The sequence below is a fragment of the Methylosinus sp. DMC45 genome, assembly GCF_056313885.1.
Genome location: NZ_JBQUZK010000059.1, coordinates 70542 through 89113 on the forward strand (window position 1 = coordinate 70542; position 18572 = coordinate 89113).

At 62.9% G+C, this 18572-nt stretch carries 20 protein-coding genes; 9 read left to right on the forward strand and 11 right to left on the reverse strand.

What is annotated here, in order from left to right; translation table 11 throughout:
- Positions 1-162: 162 nt before the first annotated feature.
- The 5 genes from ACT53T_RS22700 to ACT53T_RS22720 form a co-directional block, all read right to left on the reverse strand.
- A complete protein-coding gene (locus ACT53T_RS22700) occupies positions 163-1107 on the reverse strand; it encodes a FecR family protein (protein WP_400767117.1) in 945 nt (314 codons plus the stop codon).
- Between the two features lie 114 nt (positions 1108-1221).
- The gene (locus ACT53T_RS22705) at positions 1222-1869 is read right to left on the reverse strand and encodes an RNA polymerase sigma factor (protein ID WP_476162965.1); all 648 of its coding nucleotides are present in this window, start codon (positions 1867-1869) and stop codon (positions 1222-1224) included.
- Positions 1866-2264: a hypothetical protein gene (locus ACT53T_RS22710; RefSeq protein ID WP_476162966.1), complete on the reverse strand. Its 399-nt coding sequence runs from the start codon at positions 2262-2264 to the stop codon at positions 1866-1868. The genes ACT53T_RS22705 and ACT53T_RS22710 overlap by 4 nt, the downstream gene beginning before the upstream one ends.
- Positions 2265-2513: 249 nt before the next feature.
- Positions 2514-3815 carry an MFS transporter gene (locus ACT53T_RS22715; protein ID WP_476162967.1) on the reverse strand — a complete coding sequence of 434 codons (1302 nt, stop codon included), beginning with the start codon at positions 3813-3815 and terminating at the stop codon, positions 2514-2516.
- 13 nt (positions 3816-3828) lie between these two features.
- Positions 3829-4578 (reverse strand): class I SAM-dependent methyltransferase, encoded by a 750-nt coding sequence (locus tag ACT53T_RS22720; protein ID WP_476162968.1) that lies wholly within the window; start codon positions 4576-4578, stop codon positions 3829-3831.
- 241 nt (positions 4579-4819) lie between these two features.
- On the opposite strand from ACT53T_RS22720, the gene ACT53T_RS22725 reads away from it, so the two are divergent.
- The 9 genes from ACT53T_RS22725 (at position 4820) to ACT53T_RS22765 (ending at position 10597) form a co-directional block, all read left to right on the forward strand.
- Positions 4820-5533, forward strand: coding sequence for a FadR/GntR family transcriptional regulator (locus ACT53T_RS22725; RefSeq protein WP_476162969.1), 714 nt, complete (start codon positions 4820-4822; stop codon positions 5531-5533).
- A 613-nt stretch (positions 5534-6146) separates the two neighbouring features.
- Positions 6147-6350, forward strand: a complete 204-nt coding sequence (locus ACT53T_RS22730) for a YgaP family membrane protein (protein WP_476162970.1) — start codon at positions 6147-6149, stop codon at positions 6348-6350.
- A gap of 10 nt (positions 6351-6360) precedes the next feature.
- Positions 6361-6912 carry an RNA polymerase sigma factor gene (locus ACT53T_RS22735; RefSeq protein WP_476162971.1) on the forward strand — a complete coding sequence of 184 codons (552 nt, stop codon included), beginning with the start codon at positions 6361-6363 and terminating at the stop codon, positions 6910-6912.
- Between the two features lie 92 nt (positions 6913-7004).
- Positions 7005-7268: a BufA2 family periplasmic bufferin-type metallophore gene (gene bufA2, locus ACT53T_RS22740; protein WP_476162972.1), complete on the forward strand. Its 264-nt coding sequence runs from the start codon at positions 7005-7007 to the stop codon at positions 7266-7268.
- Between the two features lie 79 nt (positions 7269-7347).
- Positions 7348-7944, forward strand: coding sequence for a TlpA disulfide reductase family protein (locus ACT53T_RS22745; protein ID WP_476162973.1), 597 nt, complete (start codon positions 7348-7350; stop codon positions 7942-7944).
- A 201-nt stretch (positions 7945-8145) separates the two neighbouring features.
- Entirely contained in the window at positions 8146-8430 is a 285-nt protein-coding gene (locus ACT53T_RS22750) for a BufA1 family periplasmic bufferin-type metallophore (protein WP_476162974.1), read from the forward strand.
- A 39-nt stretch (positions 8431-8469) separates the two neighbouring features.
- Positions 8470-9339: an MNIO family bufferin maturase gene (gene bufB / locus ACT53T_RS22755; protein ID WP_476162975.1), complete on the forward strand. Its 870-nt coding sequence runs from the start codon at positions 8470-8472 to the stop codon at positions 9337-9339.
- A 14-nt stretch (positions 9340-9353) separates the two neighbouring features.
- Positions 9354-10115: an HvfC/BufC family peptide modification chaperone gene (locus ACT53T_RS22760; protein ID WP_476162976.1), complete on the forward strand. Its 762-nt coding sequence runs from the start codon at positions 9354-9356 to the stop codon at positions 10113-10115.
- Entirely contained in the window at positions 10112-10597 is a 486-nt protein-coding gene (locus ACT53T_RS22765; RefSeq protein WP_476162977.1) for a DoxX family protein, read from the forward strand. The genes ACT53T_RS22760 and ACT53T_RS22765 overlap by 4 nt, the downstream gene beginning before the upstream one ends.
- Positions 10598-10607: 10 nt before the next feature.
- On the opposite strand, the gene ACT53T_RS22770 is transcribed toward ACT53T_RS22765, so the two are convergent.
- The 6 genes from ACT53T_RS22770 to ACT53T_RS22795 form a co-directional block, all read right to left on the reverse strand.
- On the reverse strand, positions 10608-11399 hold the full coding sequence (locus tag ACT53T_RS22770; protein ID WP_476162978.1) for an HvfC/BufC family peptide modification chaperone: 792 nt from the start codon (positions 11397-11399) through the stop codon (positions 10608-10610).
- Positions 11396-12241 carry an MNIO family bufferin maturase gene (gene bufB / locus ACT53T_RS22775; RefSeq protein ID WP_476162979.1) on the reverse strand — a complete coding sequence of 282 codons (846 nt, stop codon included), beginning with the start codon at positions 12239-12241 and terminating at the stop codon, positions 11396-11398. The genes ACT53T_RS22770 and bufB (ACT53T_RS22775) overlap by 4 nt, the downstream gene beginning before the upstream one ends.
- An 81-nt stretch (positions 12242-12322) precedes the next feature.
- Positions 12323-12583 (reverse strand): BufA2 family periplasmic bufferin-type metallophore, encoded by a 261-nt coding sequence (gene bufA2 / locus ACT53T_RS22780; RefSeq protein WP_476162980.1) that lies wholly within the window; start codon positions 12581-12583, stop codon positions 12323-12325.
- A gap of 158 nt (positions 12584-12741) precedes the next feature.
- Complete coding sequence (locus ACT53T_RS22785; RefSeq protein WP_476162981.1) at positions 12742-13854, reverse strand: alpha-amylase; 1113 nt, start codon at positions 13852-13854, stop codon at positions 12742-12744.
- 250 nt (positions 13855-14104) lie between these two features.
- Entirely contained in the window at positions 14105-15667 is a 1563-nt protein-coding gene (locus tag ACT53T_RS22790; RefSeq protein ID WP_476162982.1) for an FAD-binding oxidoreductase, read from the reverse strand.
- A 22-nt stretch (positions 15668-15689) separates the two neighbouring features.
- Positions 15690-18473, reverse strand: coding sequence for a cyclic nucleotide-binding domain-containing protein (locus ACT53T_RS22795; RefSeq protein WP_476162983.1), 2784 nt, complete (start codon positions 18471-18473; stop codon positions 15690-15692).
- Between the last annotated feature and the right edge of the window lie 99 nt (positions 18474-18572).

Sequence of the window (18572 nt, forward strand, 5' to 3'; positions counted from 1 at the left end):
GTCCCGGTTTCGACATTGCCGCATCCCCGCATTTCGCTTGGGGCGAAACGCCCCTCACTGGGATTGACGCAGCAATCGGGAATCGGGGCAGTCGATCGTCGAAAAAGGAGAAAAAATTTTCGCGGGCGTGGCGAAGCAAGCGGCGCCAGCGCTCAGCGAAAGTCACTCATAAATAAGTATCAGGTAGTTGGTGAGATTCACCGCATGTAGTCCGAGCGAGGCTTCGACTTCCTCTAGCGCCGAGAGCGGATCGTCCGCGCCGAAAATGCCGGTGACGCGGCGCGCCCGCAGCGCCGGATTGGGGAAATAGACGAAGCCGTGATGGTAGCGTCCGAGCGCCTCGATCACCTCGCCGAGCGGTCTGTCCTCGAACATCAGCCGGCCGCGCCGCCAGGCGGTGGCGCGCTCGACATTGGCGGGCTCCGCCGGCTGCGCCGCGCCGTTCGTCGCATAGGCGCTCTGCTGACCCTCATCGACGATCACCTTCCGCCCCCCGCTCGCGACCGACACGCGATGCTGGGTGACTGTCACGCGCGCCTGCGCGTCTGCGACCGCGACGTCGAAAGCCGTGCCCAGCGCCGTCGTCGAGCCGCCGGCCGCTTCGACGACGAAGGGGCGGGATCGATCGGGCGCGACCTCGAACCACGCTTCCCCCGCGAGAAGGGCGAGGCGCCGCTCGCCGGCGCTATAACGAACCGCGATCGCCGATCGGGAGTCGAGCTCGACGCGCGAGCCATCCTCGAGCGTGATGCGCTTGGTCTCTCCCGTTCCGGCGCGATAATCGGAGCGCAGGAACAAGGACAAGTCGTCGAAGAAGACCGCGAAGGCGACCGACGCCGCGACGAGCGCCGCCGCCGGGAGACGCCAGCTCCGCCCCGTTCGGACGCCGGCGAGTCCTTTGGAGCGAGCGGGATCCATGTCGATCAAATGCCCGCACATGTCCGAGATATCATCGAAAGCCGCCCGGTTCGCGGTATCCGCTGCGAGCCAAGCCTCGAATTCCGTCTGCTCGCAGCTCGTCGGCGCACGGTTCTTTCTCCGCAGCCACCACTCGATGGCCGCGTCGCGCGGGTCTTCACCGCGTGAATTGCCGTTGCTTTCGTTCATCTCGACGACCGCCCGATCGGCTGCGCTTCGCCACGCGCTCTGCGCGTGGGGGAAGCAGACGCTCGCATATAGTGCGAAGCGTCGGCGGGGAAAAAGGGCGGTCTCATGGAAAAATCAATCCAAGGCCGCGCGGCAGCGCTGAAGGGCGAGGCGCATGTGCTTATGCGCCGTATTTCGGGCGATCCCCAGTCTCGACGCGATCTCCTCCACGGGCAAGCCTTCATACATGAACAGCACGAACACTTCCCGGCATCGTGGCGGCAGCGTTTCCACGGCGGCGCGCAATCTGCGCTTCTTTTCTTCCAGCGCCAGTCGTTCGTCGGCCGGGACGGCGCCGGACGGCGCCTCCACCGGCGCATCGCCGAATTCGAGGCATGCGGCCTCGGTCGAGCGGCGCCGCGCAAAATCACGGGTGAGATTGACCGCGACCTGTCGCAGGAACGCCGGCGGATCGGCGATGGCGTCGAATTCGCCGCGTCGGAGCGCGCGAACGAATGTCTCCTGCAACAGATCGGACGCGTCCTCGCGGCCCACCCGGCGCGTCAGATATCGGAGCAATCCATGCCTGTTACGCAGGAACAGCTCGTGGAACCAAGCTGATTTCTTATCCGGCATATGGGGTTTCCGGCGACATATCGAATCGCTAGCCGAGGTCGGGCGTGCGACCGTCGATTCAGCGCTCCGAGGGGCGGGCGGATATTCAAAATGAGAAGCGGCCGTTTGCTGAGGCCAGCAGGCGCTGGGATTGCCTCGCGCAGTCAAACCATCGGCGGAGCGCGCGACGACCAGGAGCTGATCCAGCCGGCGGGCGGCGCTGCTTCGACGATCGGGAGCGCGCCGGCGAGAAAGACTTCAGGGGCCGGAAATGAAAGGCCGACGTCCTTCGGCAGGTCCGAGAGAAAGCCGGTGAGCTCGTCGAGATGGCCAGACCGGCAAGGAATGCAGCAGGAACAAGAGGCGTGCGGCCCTCGAGAATGCCGGTGCTCGTCAGCGCGATCGGCGGCGACGCAACGGTCGAGGTTTCCAGAGGCGACGCCCACCACGCCGGCTCGGGACAAAGCGGCTCCCGCCGCGCCTTGCATGACGAGGGCCCATGCCACGAGCCCCGCGAGCAACGCGCGGGATATCCCCTTCGACCAGGGCGCGAGCTTGTCCATGCGCCCACGGAACCGCTGAAGCCCATCAGGAGTCAAGGCAGACAACAGGAAGCGAGACGAAAATCCATTCACTGTGGCAGAGCCGCAACAGCGCTTGAACGGCGAGGGAATGTCTGCCGCCGAAAAACCGGTCGTTCGCCATTCGAGCGCGACGGGCCCGCTTTGGGTCCAACTTTCACGTTCGTTTACTGTAAGGATGCGGAGGAGCGGACGTTCGAGCCGAGGCGCCTCCGCTATAAGCCTATTGCCTCACCTTTCGCTCCGTAGCAAGCCGATTGCCGCGCCGAACAGGCAGAGCGCCGACATGTAATAGATGGGCGCCATGGCAAGGGCGCGCTCTCCTACCAGGAACGCCATCAAAGGCGGCGTCGTTCCGCCGATGACGGCGTAGGCCGTGTTGTAGGACAAAGCGAATCCCGTGAATCGCAGTTCGGGCGAGAAGCTGCGGATGATCAGATAAGGGGTGAGCGTGATCGTCCCGATCGCGAAACCGCCGATCGCATAGAGATGCAGACTCCATGCGCGGCCGTTGCCGAGGGAGAAGCCGAGCGCGGCGACAACCGCCGCCATCGCAGCGCCGCCGATCGCATAGGCTTTCCCGCCGCCGATGATGTCCGTCACCCGACCCACGAAGACGCTGCCGAGGATCAGTAGCGTTATGGACCAGCAGTTGGCGGTGAAGACATCCGCAGCCCGATAGTCGAATTGCGACTGAAGATAGGTGGGCAAATAGAGAAAATAGGTCACGAAGACGCCGGCGAATACCCAGGTCGCGGCCATGGAGACGAGAACCTCGCTCTTGCAGCGCGTGAAGACGAGCGAGATCGGCAGTCCGGCGTCAGCGACACGCCGCTCGCGAAGCGCCTCGAAGACCGGCGTCTCTCGCAAATGCTTCCTCAGATAGACCGAGATCAGGCCGAAGACGCCGCCGAGGATAAAAGGAATGCGCCAGCCCCAGGCGACGAGATCATCGGCGGCGAGGCTCGCCGTCAGTATTTTGGCGGTGAGCGCGCCCATCAATATTCCGCAGCAAAGCCCGCCCATCAGCAGCCCGCAGGCGAAGCCCACTCGGGATTTGTGGACATGCTCGGCGCAGAAGATCCATGCGCCGGGCACTTCTCCGCCCACCGACAGCCCTTGCAGCAGCCGGCAGAACAGGAAGAGGAGCGGAGCGGCGAAGCCGATCGTCTGGTAATCGGGCGTCAGGCCGACGAGCAGCGTGGGAAAGGCCATGAGGAAGAGGCCGAGCGCGAACATTCTCTTGCGGCCGACGCGGTCGCCGAAATGCGCGAAGACGACGCCGCCGATCGGACGCACGAGATAGCCGGCGGCGAATATGCCGAAGACCTGGAGCTGCGAGAGCCATTGCGGGCTGTCATGCGGGAAGAAGACCGCGGCGAGGGTTTTGGCGAAGAAAACGCCGACGATGAAATCATAATATTCGAGCGCGCCGCCGAGAGAGGCGAGCGCCAGCGTCTTCGCCTCGTCGCGTGAGAGGCCGCGCTGCGCTTCGATTTGGGCGGACGCAAGAGGCTGGAATTGGACTGTCATGGGTCTGTTCCGATCAATCGATGTCGCGCGCCGCGCTCGAAGGCTTCGTCGCCGTCACCAGCATATCGACGCCCTCGCGATAATTCGACCGCACATCGGCGAATCCGAGAGCGCGCATTGTCGATAGAGTCGCCGAAGAATACATGAGACGACTGGCGGATTCGTCGCTGAAGAGATGCACGATCCAATCCTCGAGGAGATCGTAGCGCTTCGCCTCGCCGAAGACCTTGAACATGTTGCGGACGTCCGCCTGGGTGGATGCGAGCTGAAGAGCGTGATCATCCAGCGCGAAACGATCGCCGTTGACGAACAGGCCGCCCGGCTCGAGGACTCGCAGGATCTCCGCGAAGAGCTCGCGCCTGTAGCGATGATCGAAATTATGGATGGCGTAATTGGAGGCGACGAGGTCGATGCTCTCGTCGGGCAGCGCTCTCAGATAGACGAGCGCATCGCTCTCGATGAATTCGACGCGGCCGGCGCGGGCATAGGAGGCGAGATTTTCGCGCGCCTGATTCAACATCGCCGGCGAGGCGTCGACCGCCAGAAGGTTCAGATCATCACGCTGCGAGAGCAGCGAGCGCGTGCTGGTTCCCGTGCCGCAGCCGATCTCCAGTCCCCGCAGGGCGGCGCCAGGCCGCCAGGCTGCGACAGTCGCGCCGAGATTCGTCGTCACCGTCACGATGTTGGGGCAGATCATCGGAAGGAAATCATATTCCTCGCCGATAGGGCCGGTAAAAAGATTGTTGTCGCCCGCCGAAGCCATGATCGTCGTCCCTTTTGCCCGTCTGCTTCTGCCGCAGACTCCTCCCGATGTTTTTTCTGCCCGATCGCGGTGAGCCAGGATGCTCGTTCGCGAGTCGTCTCGATATCGACTCCCCATGCGAGGCGTCGACATTCCATTCATCAGCTGATAGGATCATCCTATGTTTATCTACCGCCGTCAAGCTCGCGACCGCCTCGTCATCTACCGGGGAGGACCGGCGCCTTCTGATATGAGGCCGAATATGTCGTCCCCGACCACGATTCCGCAGGCGCCTCGGCGTTCGCTCGTCGAGTCCACGATCGATCTGATCCGCGCTCAGGTCGTAAGCGGCACTTGGAAAGTCGGCGCGAAGATCCCCAACGAGCAGGAACTCGCCGACATGCTCAATGTGGGCCGGAACACGGTGCGCGAGGCGATCCGCGTTCTCTCCCACGCTGAGGTTCTCGAAGTCCGCCAGGGCGACGGCACTTATGTGCGAACGAATGTGGATGCGGCCGAGACCATGCGCCGGATCGGCCGCTCCAGCCTGCGAGAGCATTATGAACTGCGGGCGATGCTAGAAGCCGAGGCGGCTCGGCTCGCCGCGACGCACCGCTCGGAGGCCGACGTCGCATTCTTGAGAGAGCTGCTGAGCCGGCGCGGCGAACGCAGGGACCACGTGGCGCGCGAGGATTTCGTCGACGCCGACATAGAGTTCCACGGAGCTATCGCGCGCATGTCGGGCAATGCGGCGCTCGCCGAGCTCTATCGCTATTTCGCGGGCTCCGTGCGCGTCTATATGTCGGAGGCGCTGGACGAAGGCGATCTCCCGAATCCGGGGCTCGACGTCCATGCCATCATCATAGACGCGATCGAGCGTCGCGACGGCGACGCGGCGGCCGCAGCGGCGCGCGCGGTGGCGACTCCCGTGATCGCCGCGCTTTCGATGGAGCGGACGAAGCCCTCGAAAGGATGAGGGTGCTTCGGGACGAGTGGAAATTGACGTTCCGCTGCCTCTATACGCTTTCGAGCGGCCGAGGCCACGCCCGTAGTGATGGCAAGGTCCGCTTGGGTCGGAGTTGCACGTTCACCGTCCCGAACGGCTACGTGGCGCCAGAAGCGGACGTTCGAAGAGACCCGCCCCATGTCCGCTTCCGCAAGATAAAATGGTCATTCGTTCAATATTCGGCAAGCTGATACAGGCAAGTCAGATCTGACTCGCTCGTGTCAACCATGTTACTCCGGTTCCTTGTACAAGGCGTATCGCCGTGAGAGCCGAAAACGCTTTGGTTCGAGAAGCGATCCACATAGAAGCGCCAGCAAGCATGTCGGCAGCATTGTTTCAGGGCAAGTGATTGTCGCGACGAGCTTGCTTCTACGGCGCTGAAAAAGCTGCGTAATGCTGGCGCGCCTCCCGCGTGTCGCAGACGTTATCGACAATCTCAGATGCGTCGCCTGCATTTGGGCAGCATCGTTGCCGGGTCTGCGCGCTGTAACATTTTTTTCGTGGCCGCGAATCTTTTTTCGAAATCCCTCCCTCCTAATCGGTCGAGGACGATCGATCCTCTGACCACACGGGAGAACGAACGATGTTGTATGTGAAAAATGTTCCGAGCTGGGAGCGCGTCGCCAGAGCGGTGGTGGGCCTTGGGGGCGCGACCGCTTCGTTTGCCTATTACGGCGCGACGCCGGCCGGCTGGGGCGTCGCCGCCATGGGCCTCATGGTGGCGATGAGCGGGGTGCTGGGCTTTTGCCCTGCTTGCGCCATGGTGGGTCGTCGGCTCGGTCACTGAGGGGAAGGCGATGGCGGCTTGCTCGCACGATCTCGTCGTCCGCGCCCAAGGAGGCGACGCCGCAGCGCTGGACCGTCTGCTCGCCCAGTGCCGGTTCGACGCGCGCCGCTACGCCACGCGCCATTGCATGACCAGCGAGATCGATGACGCGGTGCAAGAGGCGCTTCTGATTGTCGTGCAGCGAGTGAGTACGCTGAGAACGGCGGCCTCTTTCGCCGGCTGGCTGTTCACGGTCGTACGTCGCGAATGTCGACGATTGTCGCGACGGATGATCGCCCACGAGGAATTGGACGAAGACAGGATCGCGGAACGCCTCGCGGCTCGTCCGATGGACGAGCTACGAATGGAATTGGCCTTCGCGCTCGAATCCTTGCCGGCTCATTATTTGGACGTGATCCTTTTGCGTGATTTCGAGGAGCTGACGATCGCCGAGATTTGCGAGCGTCTCGACATCACCGTGCAAACCGCCAAAGCCCGCTTGCGTCGGGGACGCTTATTGGTCCGAGAATATCTCATCGGCGCCGACTCGTCAGCGGCCTATCCCGCGCAGGATCGCCTCTGACAAGCCGAATACAATTCGGGACTGGGCTTTCGCATCGAGAGCCGCTCGAAGCTATGGGCTCGATTTCGAGCCGAACCAAAAAGGATAAAGCTATGAAGATAAAGGTCGCATACGGAGCGTCGCTCGCCATCGCCGCGGTTGCCCTAGCTATCGATGGCGCGTCGACGAGCGCGCTCGCTAAGACGGCGGCGAATCCTGTGCATTGCGTTGGCATCAATTCTTGCAAAGGATTGAGCGCCTGCAAAAGTGCGAACAACTCCTGCAAGGGCCTGAACGCCTGCAAGGGTCAGGGGTGGGCGCCCGCCGACTCCGCCGAAGCTTGCACAGCGCAGGGCGGCACGGTTGCCGAGATGTGATCGTCGGGACCGACTACTAGGCCCTGGTCCTGCTCCTCGCGACAAGGATCGGGCATCGCCTCGCACGATCGCCCGGTCTTTGAAGCACATCATGGCGGTCCGGCTGTCCCGCGTCGCCATGGTCGCTACTCTTCTCGGCGCCGTTTCGGCGAGCGTGGCCGCAACGGAGTCAGACGCTCCGCCGTCACTAATGTCGGCCAGGTCGCAGTTCATCGAACTCTGGCCGCAGAAAATGGCGCCGCCCGTGACGTTCGAACGGATCGATGGCAAGCTTGTCGATCTCCAATCGCTTCGAGGAAAGCTCGTGCTGTTGAGCTTTTGGGCGACCTGGTGTCCGGCATGTCGTCGAGAACTGCCTATGCTCGAGCGCCTGTCGCGCATCGAAGGGGCCGATATCGAAGTGGCGCCGGTGTCGGTCGATCGTGGGGGAAAGTCGGCAGTGGCGCCTTTCCTCGAGCGTCTCGGGGTCGCGCATCTCCTTTCGTTCCTCGACTCCGAGGGCCGCATCGCGACGCCATCGTTCGAAACGCGAGACGCGCCCTTTATTCTTCGCGGCATGCCGATTTCCTACGTGATCGATCCTCGAGGGCGTGTGGTCGGCTATATCGCGGGCGAAGTGGACTGGACGTCGCCGGACGGAGCTGCGCTCTTGCGCCATTATTCAAAAGCTCGCTGATTTGGCCGTCTGGCGGCGGATCGATTGGCTACGCTGCGTCGGTAGAGCTCGTCTCGATCGGTCGTGGCGCCAGCCAGGGGCTTCCCATCGCGTCTGCGGTCTCCGGCGCCCTTGCGCCGGGAATCGAGAATCCGTAACAATTTTACCGGTTGCGCGAATAGAGCTTGCAGGCCGGTTTCGGCTCATAAGAGGAGGCATTGGATGGATCGTCGTTCTTTCAATCTCGCGCTGGTGGGATCGCTCACCACGGCTCTCACCCTCTTGGCGTCCGCCGCTCCGGCGGAGGAAGAGGGCAAGGAGAAATGCTTCGGCGTCGCCCTCAAGGGTCAAAATGATTGCGCCGCCGGCCCGGGAACGACCTGCGCCGGATCGTCCAAGATCGATTATCAAGGAAACGCTTGGAAATATGTTCCGCGCGGGACCTGCGCTTCGATCGAGACGCCCTTCGGCAAGGGCTCGCTCGAGGCGCTCAAGCGGCGCACCTGATCTTCGCGATATCCGTGGCAGAAGCGCGTGGGGAGCAGCATGGACGAAACCGTTTCGACCTTTTCGTCCCGTCTTCCCGCTCTCGCCGGAGTCGGCTTCAAGCCGGCGCATTTCGATGCGATCCTCTTCGGCGCCCCATCTATTGGGTTCTTTGAGATTCACGCGGAGAATTACATGGGCGACGGCGGTCCGCCGCATCGCCAGCTCTCGCGTCTTCGCCAGGATTATCCGCTTTCGATTCATGGCGTCGGGCTTTCGATCGGCTCCAGCGAGCCGACCGATCGCCGACATTTGGAGCGATTGCGCGCACTCTGCGACCGTTATCACCCGACGAGCGTCTCCGAGCATTTGGCCTGGTCGACGCATGGCGGCGTCTTCTTCAACGATCTCCTGCCGCTGCCCTACACGCGTGAAACGCTGGAGCGCGCAGTCGACAAGATCGACGAGATCCAGAACGTTCTCGGACGGCAGATTTTGCTGGAAAATCCAGCGACCTATCTCTCTTTCGCGGAAACGGAGCTGCCCGAGCCGGAGCTTCTCGCCGAGATCGCGGATCGCAGCGGCTGCGGATTGCTTCTCGACGTCGAGAACATTTATGTGACGGCTACGAACAAGGGCTTCGACGCGGCGGCCTATTTGTCCAGATTCGCTTTCGCTCATGTGCGTGAAATCCATCTCGCCGGCCATTTCGAGACGCGCGGCGTGAGTGGCGAGCCTTTCGCGCTCGACGCCCATTGCGCGCCGGTCGCCGAGGCCGTTTGGGCGCTGTTCAGCCGAGCACTGGCGCAGACAGGGCCTGTCGCGACCCTTGTCGAATGGGACAATGAAACGCCCGAATGGGCGGCGCTCGCGCGTGAGGCGCAGCGGGCGCAATCGATCCTCGACGGCGCAGCGCAGCGGGCCGCATGAGAGAGGCCTCTCGAATGTGGGAGAGAACGCAGGCGCAGTTCGCCGTCGCTCTGCTCGACGCGCGCCAGGCGGCGCCGGCTTCGCTGGTTTCCGAGAGAGGCGCTCCCGCCGATCGTTTCGAGGTCTATCGCAATAGCGTCATCGGCGGGCTCGCGCGGGCGCTGGCCGCCCGCTTTCCCGCCGTGGAGCGTCTCGTGGGCGAAGAATTCTTCGCCGCAATGGCGCGCGAGTTCGTGCTCATGCGGCCGCCGACATCCGCTGTGCTGCTCGATTATGGCGAGGATTTCGCCGATTTCGTCTCGGGCTTCGCGCCCGTTTCGGAGCTGCCCTATCTCGCCGATGTTGCGCGGCTCGAGGATGCGCGCATCCGCGCCTATCACGCCGCCGATAGAGAGCCGCTGTCGCCGCAATCACTGGCCTCCGTCGATCCCGATCGTCTGGCGGCGCTCACTTTCGAAATTCACCCATCGGCCCACGTGCTTCGTTCTGCCCATCCGATGGTGACGATTTGGGCGATGAATGCGGGCGAAGCCGAGCCGGCGCCGCTCGAGCATTGGGACGCCGAGGACGCTCTCGTAACCCGTCCGCACATGCGCGTCGAGACGCATCGCCTCGCGCCCGGCGGAGCGGTATTTCTTCAGCGGCTCACCGCAGGCGCGGAATTCGGCGACGCCGTTCGCGCCGCGACCGCCGAAGAGCCGACATTCGATTTGTCCATGGCGCTCGTCGAGGCGCTCACGGCAGGATTTTTCACGGCAATCAGAGGTGACACATGACGAATTCCGCTCATGATGCGACACAGCCCGCATCGGGAGCCTCGCTCTGCATCCTCACGCAGCGCGTGATCGGAGCGCTCGAGCGCATTCCCTATTCCTTCATCGCGCTCGGCGCCCGCATTTTCCCGGCCGCTGTCTTCTGGCAATCTGGACAGACGAAGCTCGAGGGTTGGCGCATCTCGGAAAACGCCATTTATCTCTTCAAGGAAGACTATAAGCTGCCGCTGCTCGATCCTGTCGTCGCGGCGCATGCCGCCACGATCATGGAGCATGTATTTCCGGTATTGCTCGTGCTCGGTCTCGCGAGCCGGCTCGCCGCCGCGGCGCTGCTCGCCATGACGCTGGTGATCGAAATCTTCGTCTATCCAGACGCATGGCCGACGCATGGCGTCTGGGCGACCTGCCTGCTGCTCGTCGTCGCGCGCGGACCCGGCATCGTTTCGATCGATCGCCTGCTGCCGCGCCGCTGCGCGCGCCCGTGAGAACGGCGCGTCAGGCGGACAAGGAAATCCTCGCCACCAGACCGTCCGCGAACCATTGCGCTAGAAAACCGGCGGCGCGCTGCAACAGAGTCTCGTCATTGTTCTGAAACTCGAGCAGCGTGCAAATATCGCCGAAGCTCTTGCCGTCTCGCGCCTCGAGGAGCGCGAGACGCTCGTCCTCGCCGATCTCGCGATAGACGGGCTCATCGTCTCTGCGCCAGATGAGAATCGTTTCGACGCCTTCTTGGTCTGGGCACTCGGCGTCCTCTCCGTCGGCCAGCGCGCCAAAGAGGCGCGCAATCCCTTTGGCGAGGTCGAGCGTCGCGACGCTCGGATGAAACTCGAAGACCAGACGAGGCCAGTCCTCGGCCTTCGTGGCGGCCAGAGCGTCGATCGCGAGCGTCGGCGCATCCGCAGCATCGAACGCATCCGCCAAGCCTCTCTCGAACAGAGCGAGATCGCAGGCCGCTCGGTCGCTTCTCCACTGCGGGCTCTCGCGCATGAGCTCGGGAAGACGCCACGCATACCATCGCGCATTGCGGTGACGCGACGGCGCCGCGGCGATGTAGTCCTCGACCAGCGCGCCGAAGGCCTCCTCGCCCATGAACTCCCGAAGAGTCGAAAAATCATTTGAGATGAATTCGGCCAGACGCAGACGATAGGCGTCGACATAGACGCCGAACAACGTCCTGCGATCGGCTCGCGGCGAATCCCGAACCGAATCTAGAATCGCCGCCTCGCCGGATTCGAGCCCCGCGAGCACGCCGGCCTGAAAACGATCTTGCAGCTCGCGCAGCGTCATGCCGCGCTCCGCGCGCGGAACTCGTCCGCTCGGCGCGCGATCTCGCGCATGCGCTCCATCTCGGCGAGCAACTCCTCGAAGGGCGGATAATTGTCGTCCCGCTCGACCATGGCGGCAACGTCGCCGAAGCGGATTCGCGCGCGCTCATAGAGCGCCCAGACTTCCTCGCAGACGGGCTGGTCGTGCGTGTCGATCTTATGCGTTTCATAGCTCGTATGGCCGGCGAGGTGCATTTGCGCGACTCTCTCGACCGGAATCGAATCTATGAATTTTTCGGCGTCAAAACCGTGGTTGAAGCCCGACACGAAAATGTTGTTCACGTCGAGCAGGAGCAGGCAATCGGCGCGTTGCGCCATTTTCGTCAGGAACTCGCACTCCTCCATCTCGGACTCTTGGAAGGTCGCATAGGTGGACGCATTTTCGACGAGCAGCCGACGGCCGAGAAAATCCTGCACACGGCGGATGCGGTCCACGACATGATCGAGCGATTCGCGCGTATAGGGGATCGGCAAGAGATCATGCAGATTGGCGCCGTGAACGCCCGTCCAGGCCAAATGATCTGATATCCAAGCGGGCTCGATCCGTTCCGCCAGCGCCTTCAGCTCGCCGAGATAGTCGAGATCGAGCGGATCGGTGGAGGCGAGCGACATCGAGACGCCGTGCATCACGATCGGATAATCGGCGCGGATGCGATCGAGAATAGCGAGCGGCCGTCCGCCGGGAATCATATAATTTTCAGAAATGATCTCGAACCAATCGACGCTGGGCTTCTGCTCCAGAATGATCGGATAATAGGTCGATCGAAGCCCGAGCCCGAAGCCGAGCGATGACGGCGCGCTCATGCCGATCCTCCCGAGCGATAATGACTTGCGAAAAGGAAATCGGCGCGGGCGCGCGCATGACGGCCGCCCGCGCCGGCGCGATCACATTTCCGCGACTGTGCCGCCCTTGGCCTTGCAGGCCTTCGCCGATTTCGCCGGCAGCCAGCCCTGGCCCTTGCAGGAATTCTGCCCCTTGCAGGCGCTGCTCGCGGTCTTGCAGGCGCTCTCGCCCTTGCAGGAATTGATGCCGGCGCAATGAACCGGAGCCTTTTTGGCGAGCGCCGGCGTGACGGCGGCGCCGCTCACCACGAGGGCGACCGCCGCGGCGGCAATCGAGACGCCTGAAACGATATTGGTTTTCATACTTGTCTCCTTGGACATTCGGTCGCTTTGTGAGCGACCTCGCGAGCCCGGAAGCCCGAGCCCGCCTATAGCTTATACGTCCATTCGGAGAGGAAAATTACACAGGGAGCGCGGCTCTTGGAAAAATTCTTTTCACGAGCGCCGCGCGCCACGGCGGACTAAATTCGCAGACGAAGCGACATGCCCGCCTGCCAGTTCTTCATGATCTGCGGGCCGTTGAGATTCTGATAGACGGGAAGACCGGCTTCGACAGCGATCGTCGCATTGTCGACGCCGATGAATTTGCCGCTGATCGTTCCGCCGCCGAAAAGCTCGATCCGCTGTCCGCCGTAATATTGCGGATTGCCCGGCGCGGCCGGCCCCCGAATTTCGGGATCGAACCCGCGGATCGTGCCTTGCGTCGTCGCATTGACGCGGAATGTCGTCGTCAGGCCGGGGATCCAAGTGTAGCCGCCCCAGCCGTTGAACTCATGCAGATTGCCCCACAGATAACCCTGCGGATTCGGGCCGAGCGGCAAGCGCGCGCGATAGGACGCGCCCCACGACCATTGTCCGAGATGACCGGCGTAGACGACGCCCGGCATGATGTCGAAAGTGCCCGTGCCGGGCTGCATTCCGTAATAGCCGCGGACGTAGTTGATGGTTCCGTTCGGCGCCAGCAATCCGTTGAACACGGCCTTGTTGTTGCCCGTCGGGAAGGAGAAGCCGAGATTCATCTGGATGCGATTGACGTCGTCCTCATAGACTCGATAGACGCCACAGAGCGTGAAGTCGACGAGACCGACGGTTCCCACATGGCTGCGGCCGAGCGGGACGATGCCGGATGTTCCCGCGAAAGTGAGCGGCTCGACATTGCGCTCGCCCATGCCGGAGGTGAACACCACAGCGAATTCCTTGCTGACGCCATAGGCCAGCGCGACGACCTGCGTCGCGACGGAGACCTGCTGCGGAATGAGGCGCACCGCCTGCTTCGGATTGAGAAAGAACGGAACCTGCGTTGCGATATATTCGTTCGACACGTTTCGCGTGCCGATCCTCATGCCCGAAAGACTGGCGAAGTTCGGCGTGATCGAGAGCACGAGCTTCTCGGGCGGCGGCATATCGGCGCCGAAAACGCCCATGGGCGCCGGCGGCAGCGGCGCGGGGTTAGCGGCCGGCGCAGGTGGGGTCGTCGTTGCGAGCCAGCCGCTGGCGGCCGATGCGTCCTCCGCATGCGCGGCATGTGTCGACAAGGCGAGCGCCATTGCCGATACGACAGAAAATTTCTTCATTATTGCCCCCGTTCCAACGGATCGATGTGCGTCGATCCGCGCCCCGTAACGATGTAAATCGATCGCCGAGACTACGGGAGCGAATGCTCTGGCTTAAGTCTGAAATTCCATTTCTCGCGGGTTTCCGTAGCTATTTGCCGCAGGTGTGTCCTTTCAGCAACGTTCGCGCTCGACGAGCGCGCGCACCCATCGCGACGCCCGCGAAGAACAGGCGCGTCCAACGCTTTGGCGCTATGGTCTGGATCGGATCTCAAAGATCGACGACCAAAATTCCCTCGGGCCTCGCTCGACATGCGAGTATCAATCCGAGGCCGATGTCCTCCTCGGTGAGGCTATCCGTGCAATCATGGACGGCCTTTCCTTCGAGCGCAGTCGTCTTGCACACGCCGCATTGGCCGGCGCGACAAGAATTCGCCGCCTCGATTCCATTGGCGAGCGCAATGTCGAGCACATAATCGGCGCTCGTGCATTCGATCTCCTTGCCGCTCGTCGAAAATATGATTTTCGCCGGCGGCGCGTCGGCGGGCTTCGCCGATACGGCCGCAGGGCTCGGCGCTCCGCCGAAGCTCTCCTGCGCAAAGCGTGACATGTCGAAGCCGGCTTCCGTCAGGCCGACGCGCACGCTCTCCGTGAAGCCGTCGGGACCGCAGAGATAAACGGCTCGCGACATCATATCGGGCGCGAGCTGCGACAAAAGCTCGATCGAGAAGCGACCGACGGGGCCGCTCCATTCCTCCGGCGTCGCGCGCGAGCAGGCGAAGCCGCAACGAAAATTGGGGAAACGCGCCTCGAGCAGACGAAGCTCGCGTTCATAGACGAAATCCTCCGGCCGGCGCGCGAAATGCACGAAGCGAATGTCGGCGTCGGCGGCCGTGTCCAGCAGCCATCGCGCCATGGACATCACCGGCGTGACGCCGCTGCCGCCCGAAATGAAGAGATAGGGTCCGGCGGCGCCATCGACGCAGGAGAATTTGCCATAAGGGCCATCGGCCGAGAGCGTCATGCCCGCCCGCAAATGATCGTGCAGCCAATTGGAGACGAGGCCATTCTCGACGCGCTTGACCGTCACCGAGAGAATATGCGGCCGCGAGGGCGACGAGGAGATCGTGTAGCTGCGGCGAACTATCCGCCCGTCGATCGGCAGCTCCAGCGTGACGAATTGTCCAGGCTCGTAGCAGAAGAACTTCCGCGGCTCGGCGACGAAGTCGAAGGTCTTGACGTCATGCGTCTCGTCGATGACGCGCAGGCAGCTCAAGGACAGCTTGCCGCCTCGCCAGAAGCTATCGTCTCCGGCGAGCGCCAGATGCAGCGCGCCGTCGCTATCCGTCGGGACCGGCCGGGTCTTCGACATGCGATGCAGAGCGGCGGCGTGTCCACGGGCGGACGGCCGCCGGATCAGCTCGCCGAGAGCCTCGAAGGAAACATGCGCCTTCTGATCGGTCCTGAACCATCCCGCGTGGCGATCGGCGGCTTCGAGAATTCGACGCGAGAAGGACAGCAGGTCCTGCTCGAAGATGGCCTGCTCCTCGGAGGGAAGCTCGGCGAGCACGCTATCGAGCGCCGCTGCGACCGCGCCCGAATCGACCGCGAGATCGCCATCGACATAGCGACGCCACAAGGCGCCCTTATCGCGCTCCGTGAGCGGCAGCGACTGACGCAGCAGAGGCGAGCGGCACCAGTCGGGAGAGCGCAGCAGCGCGTCGAAACGCTCCATCTCCAAAGCCGACATCGCGCCGTCGCCATCGGCAATCCGCAGGAAGAGCAGCATCGGCAGCTCGACGACCGCCGCGGATTTGTCGTTCGTTGCTGTCATGATCGGCGTCCGCCAGCGGCTGTCATGATGTCTGCAATTCCTGTTTCGCTTTGGCCGATGCGGCGGCCATATTATCGAGCAGATAGCCCGTGACGGTCTTCAATATGCTCTGCACGGCGCTCGCATCGCGCCCGAGCAGATCATCGACGGCGCTGCGCGGAATCGCGACCACGGTCGCCTCGTCGCTCGTCACCTCGACCGACGCCGCGCGTGGCCGGCCGCTGATGACGCCGAGCTCGCCGAACACAGTGCCCGCGCTGCCACGACCGATGATCTCGCGGCCGTTCTTGTCGGCGACCCAGGCGATGGTCTCTCCGCGAACCAGCACGAACATGCCATCGGAGCTTTCGCCTTGACGGCAGATCTGCGTCCCTTTCGGATGGCGTTCGATCGTCGAGCGGCGAGCGATCTCGGCAAGCACCGACAGATCGACGCGCGAGAACACAGAAGAAACGAGGAGCTCCGCCATGATCAGCACAATGGGCGAGCGCTCGCCATGCTTGGCGCGGGCGACGATCTCCTCGGCGAGAGGCGGCAGAGCCTCGTCGTGAGCGAACATCTCACGGGCGAGAGCGGCGCCTTCCGCGGATTCGGCCGCGAGCGCGGAGACCGCGAGAGCGCGCACGAGCGCGTCACGATCGTCGAGAAAGGTCCGAAACACCACATCCGCCGGCCGCGACATTTCGATGATCTCGAAATAGGATGCGGAAGCCGTGGTTCTGGCGGCGTGAATAGCGTCGCGCAATGCGGCGGGCGCCGAATCGATCGTCTCCGCGAGGGCGGATTTTCCCTCCGTCCCGAGAATGAGCGCGATCGGCCGCACGAGCTCCGCTGCCCGCGCGGCGTCATCGAGCGTCGCGGCGAGATGGACGATTTCCCGCACCAGCTGAGCCTGCCATTTGACGATCGTCTTCGCCAGCAACGACGCCTCCGGCCGCTTCTCGTGCGAGAGCGTGAAGCGCGCGGCCTCGGTCCATTTCAGCGAATGCGACAGGGCCTCGATCCGCTCGGTCAGCCGCGTCTGATCGTTGGTCGCCTCGCCGACGATCTCGGCATGCTCCTCATCGGAGATATTGAACCAATTGCGCATCTGCCGGATCGAGACGAGCGTCTCCGCCCGCGCCAGCCAGGCCTTTGGAGCGACGCCGGCCGCGAGCCCCTTTTGGATGAGATCGATCACGAATTCGCGATAATTCCGACGTCGCGCATGTTCCTCGACAGTTCGCGCGAGATCGGAGTTGAACAGCGACGGATCCTCGACGCCGAGCGCATGGGCGATCGCGTCATGGTCGGAGTCGGAAAGGCCGAGCTGGACGCGTAAATCCCGCAGCAGCTTCAAGCTCTCCGACGAGCGCGTTTGGCCCGTCGCGAGCGCATCGGCGAGAATGGCGCGATAGGCGTTGCGCTTCTGGTCGACGGAGAAGTTCGGAAGCGTCTTGGCGAGCACATAGATTTCATCGGCGGACAGCTCGTCCAGCGAGCGGCCGTCCAGAAACGCCTCCGATCGAAAGCCCATGCGCGCGAGCTCCTGCCGCAGCGCGTGGCCGAGGCTCTCGTGCCGGTAGAGATCGGCGTTGCGCGTCAGCGAGCGAATGAGCCAGGCGACCGATGTCGCGGCGATGGCGAGGTCGATGAGCTTGATGGCGATCGGCGGCATCAGCTGAATATTCGGCCGGCCCGCGAAAGCGTAGAAGAAAGTGAAAGCGGCGAAGCCCGAAATCGTCATCATATGGTGCCGACGCTGCGCCTTGGAGAGCGAGACTCCGCGCGCCGCGGAGCACCAAGCGTAGAACCTCTCCAAAGCGACGAACAGTCCGAATGAGACGCCCATGCAGAGGAGAATATAGGCCGGCGCGGCGACGATCTTCGGAACCGGATAGGCGTGGCCGCCGATATAGAGGCCAGACTTCAGCAACGCGCCGAACTGGTCGCTCTCATGCGTCCAGTAGCCGCTCATATAGTAATCCCAAGTGCCGGAATAGATGAAATAGTAAGTGTAGAAGCCGAAAACGAGGCCAAAAAACAGATAATAGACGTTCCGCTTCTGGTCGAGATCAACGGCCTTCCAATAATTATTTTCGAGGTCGATGTCCGGGCAGTTCGTCATGCAGCCGACGCAAATGCTGCGGTCGGCGGCGTCGGTCGAAGCGCGACAGGAGGATTGCTTGATCGCCACGCGCTCGATGTGCGGCTTGGAATCGAAGAGGCCGCCGGGACCGGTGTAGATCTGCTGCACGACCGCCGTCGGACAAAAATAATTGCACCAGCTCTTGCCGCCATAGGTGAAGCCGACGAAGACCGCGAAAGAGATGATGAAGATGAAAGCCGCCGCGAGAGCGATATGGCTCGAATTGTAGAAGAGGATGCGGCCTGTCACGCCCAGCGTCAAAAACCCCAGCTGGAAATAGTAATGGTTGCGGCGTAACCAGGATTGCGACGGCAGCAGCGCCAATATGCGCTCGACCCGTCCCGTCTTGCGATTCAAGTTCGGCAGCTTGCGCTCCAAGCCGAACATGCGGGCGAATTGGCTGGCGTGCGAGAGCGGGCAGACACGGCGCCAGAATTCATGCCCGAGCAGCATGATCGAGAAGGGGACGAGCGGAACCGCCATCGTCCAGAAAATACGGTTCGTCATCGAATAGGGCGTCGAATAGCGCGGAACGCCCTGAATGACGACGGGATCCTCGCCGATCCGAAACGGACTGCCGGAATCGGGCTGCGTGAGCCATGCGGTCAGCGGATCGAAGAACAGCGCGGCGATCAGCGCGCCCCAGGCGATAAGCACGATGACTCTGACGTTCCGCATGGAACGCTCGGACGTCTGCGATAGCACCTATTCCCCCCCTGTTCAGTCGGCTCTTGCAGGCCGGCTGAACCGATAGATTAGCCGATTATTCGGCGCTGT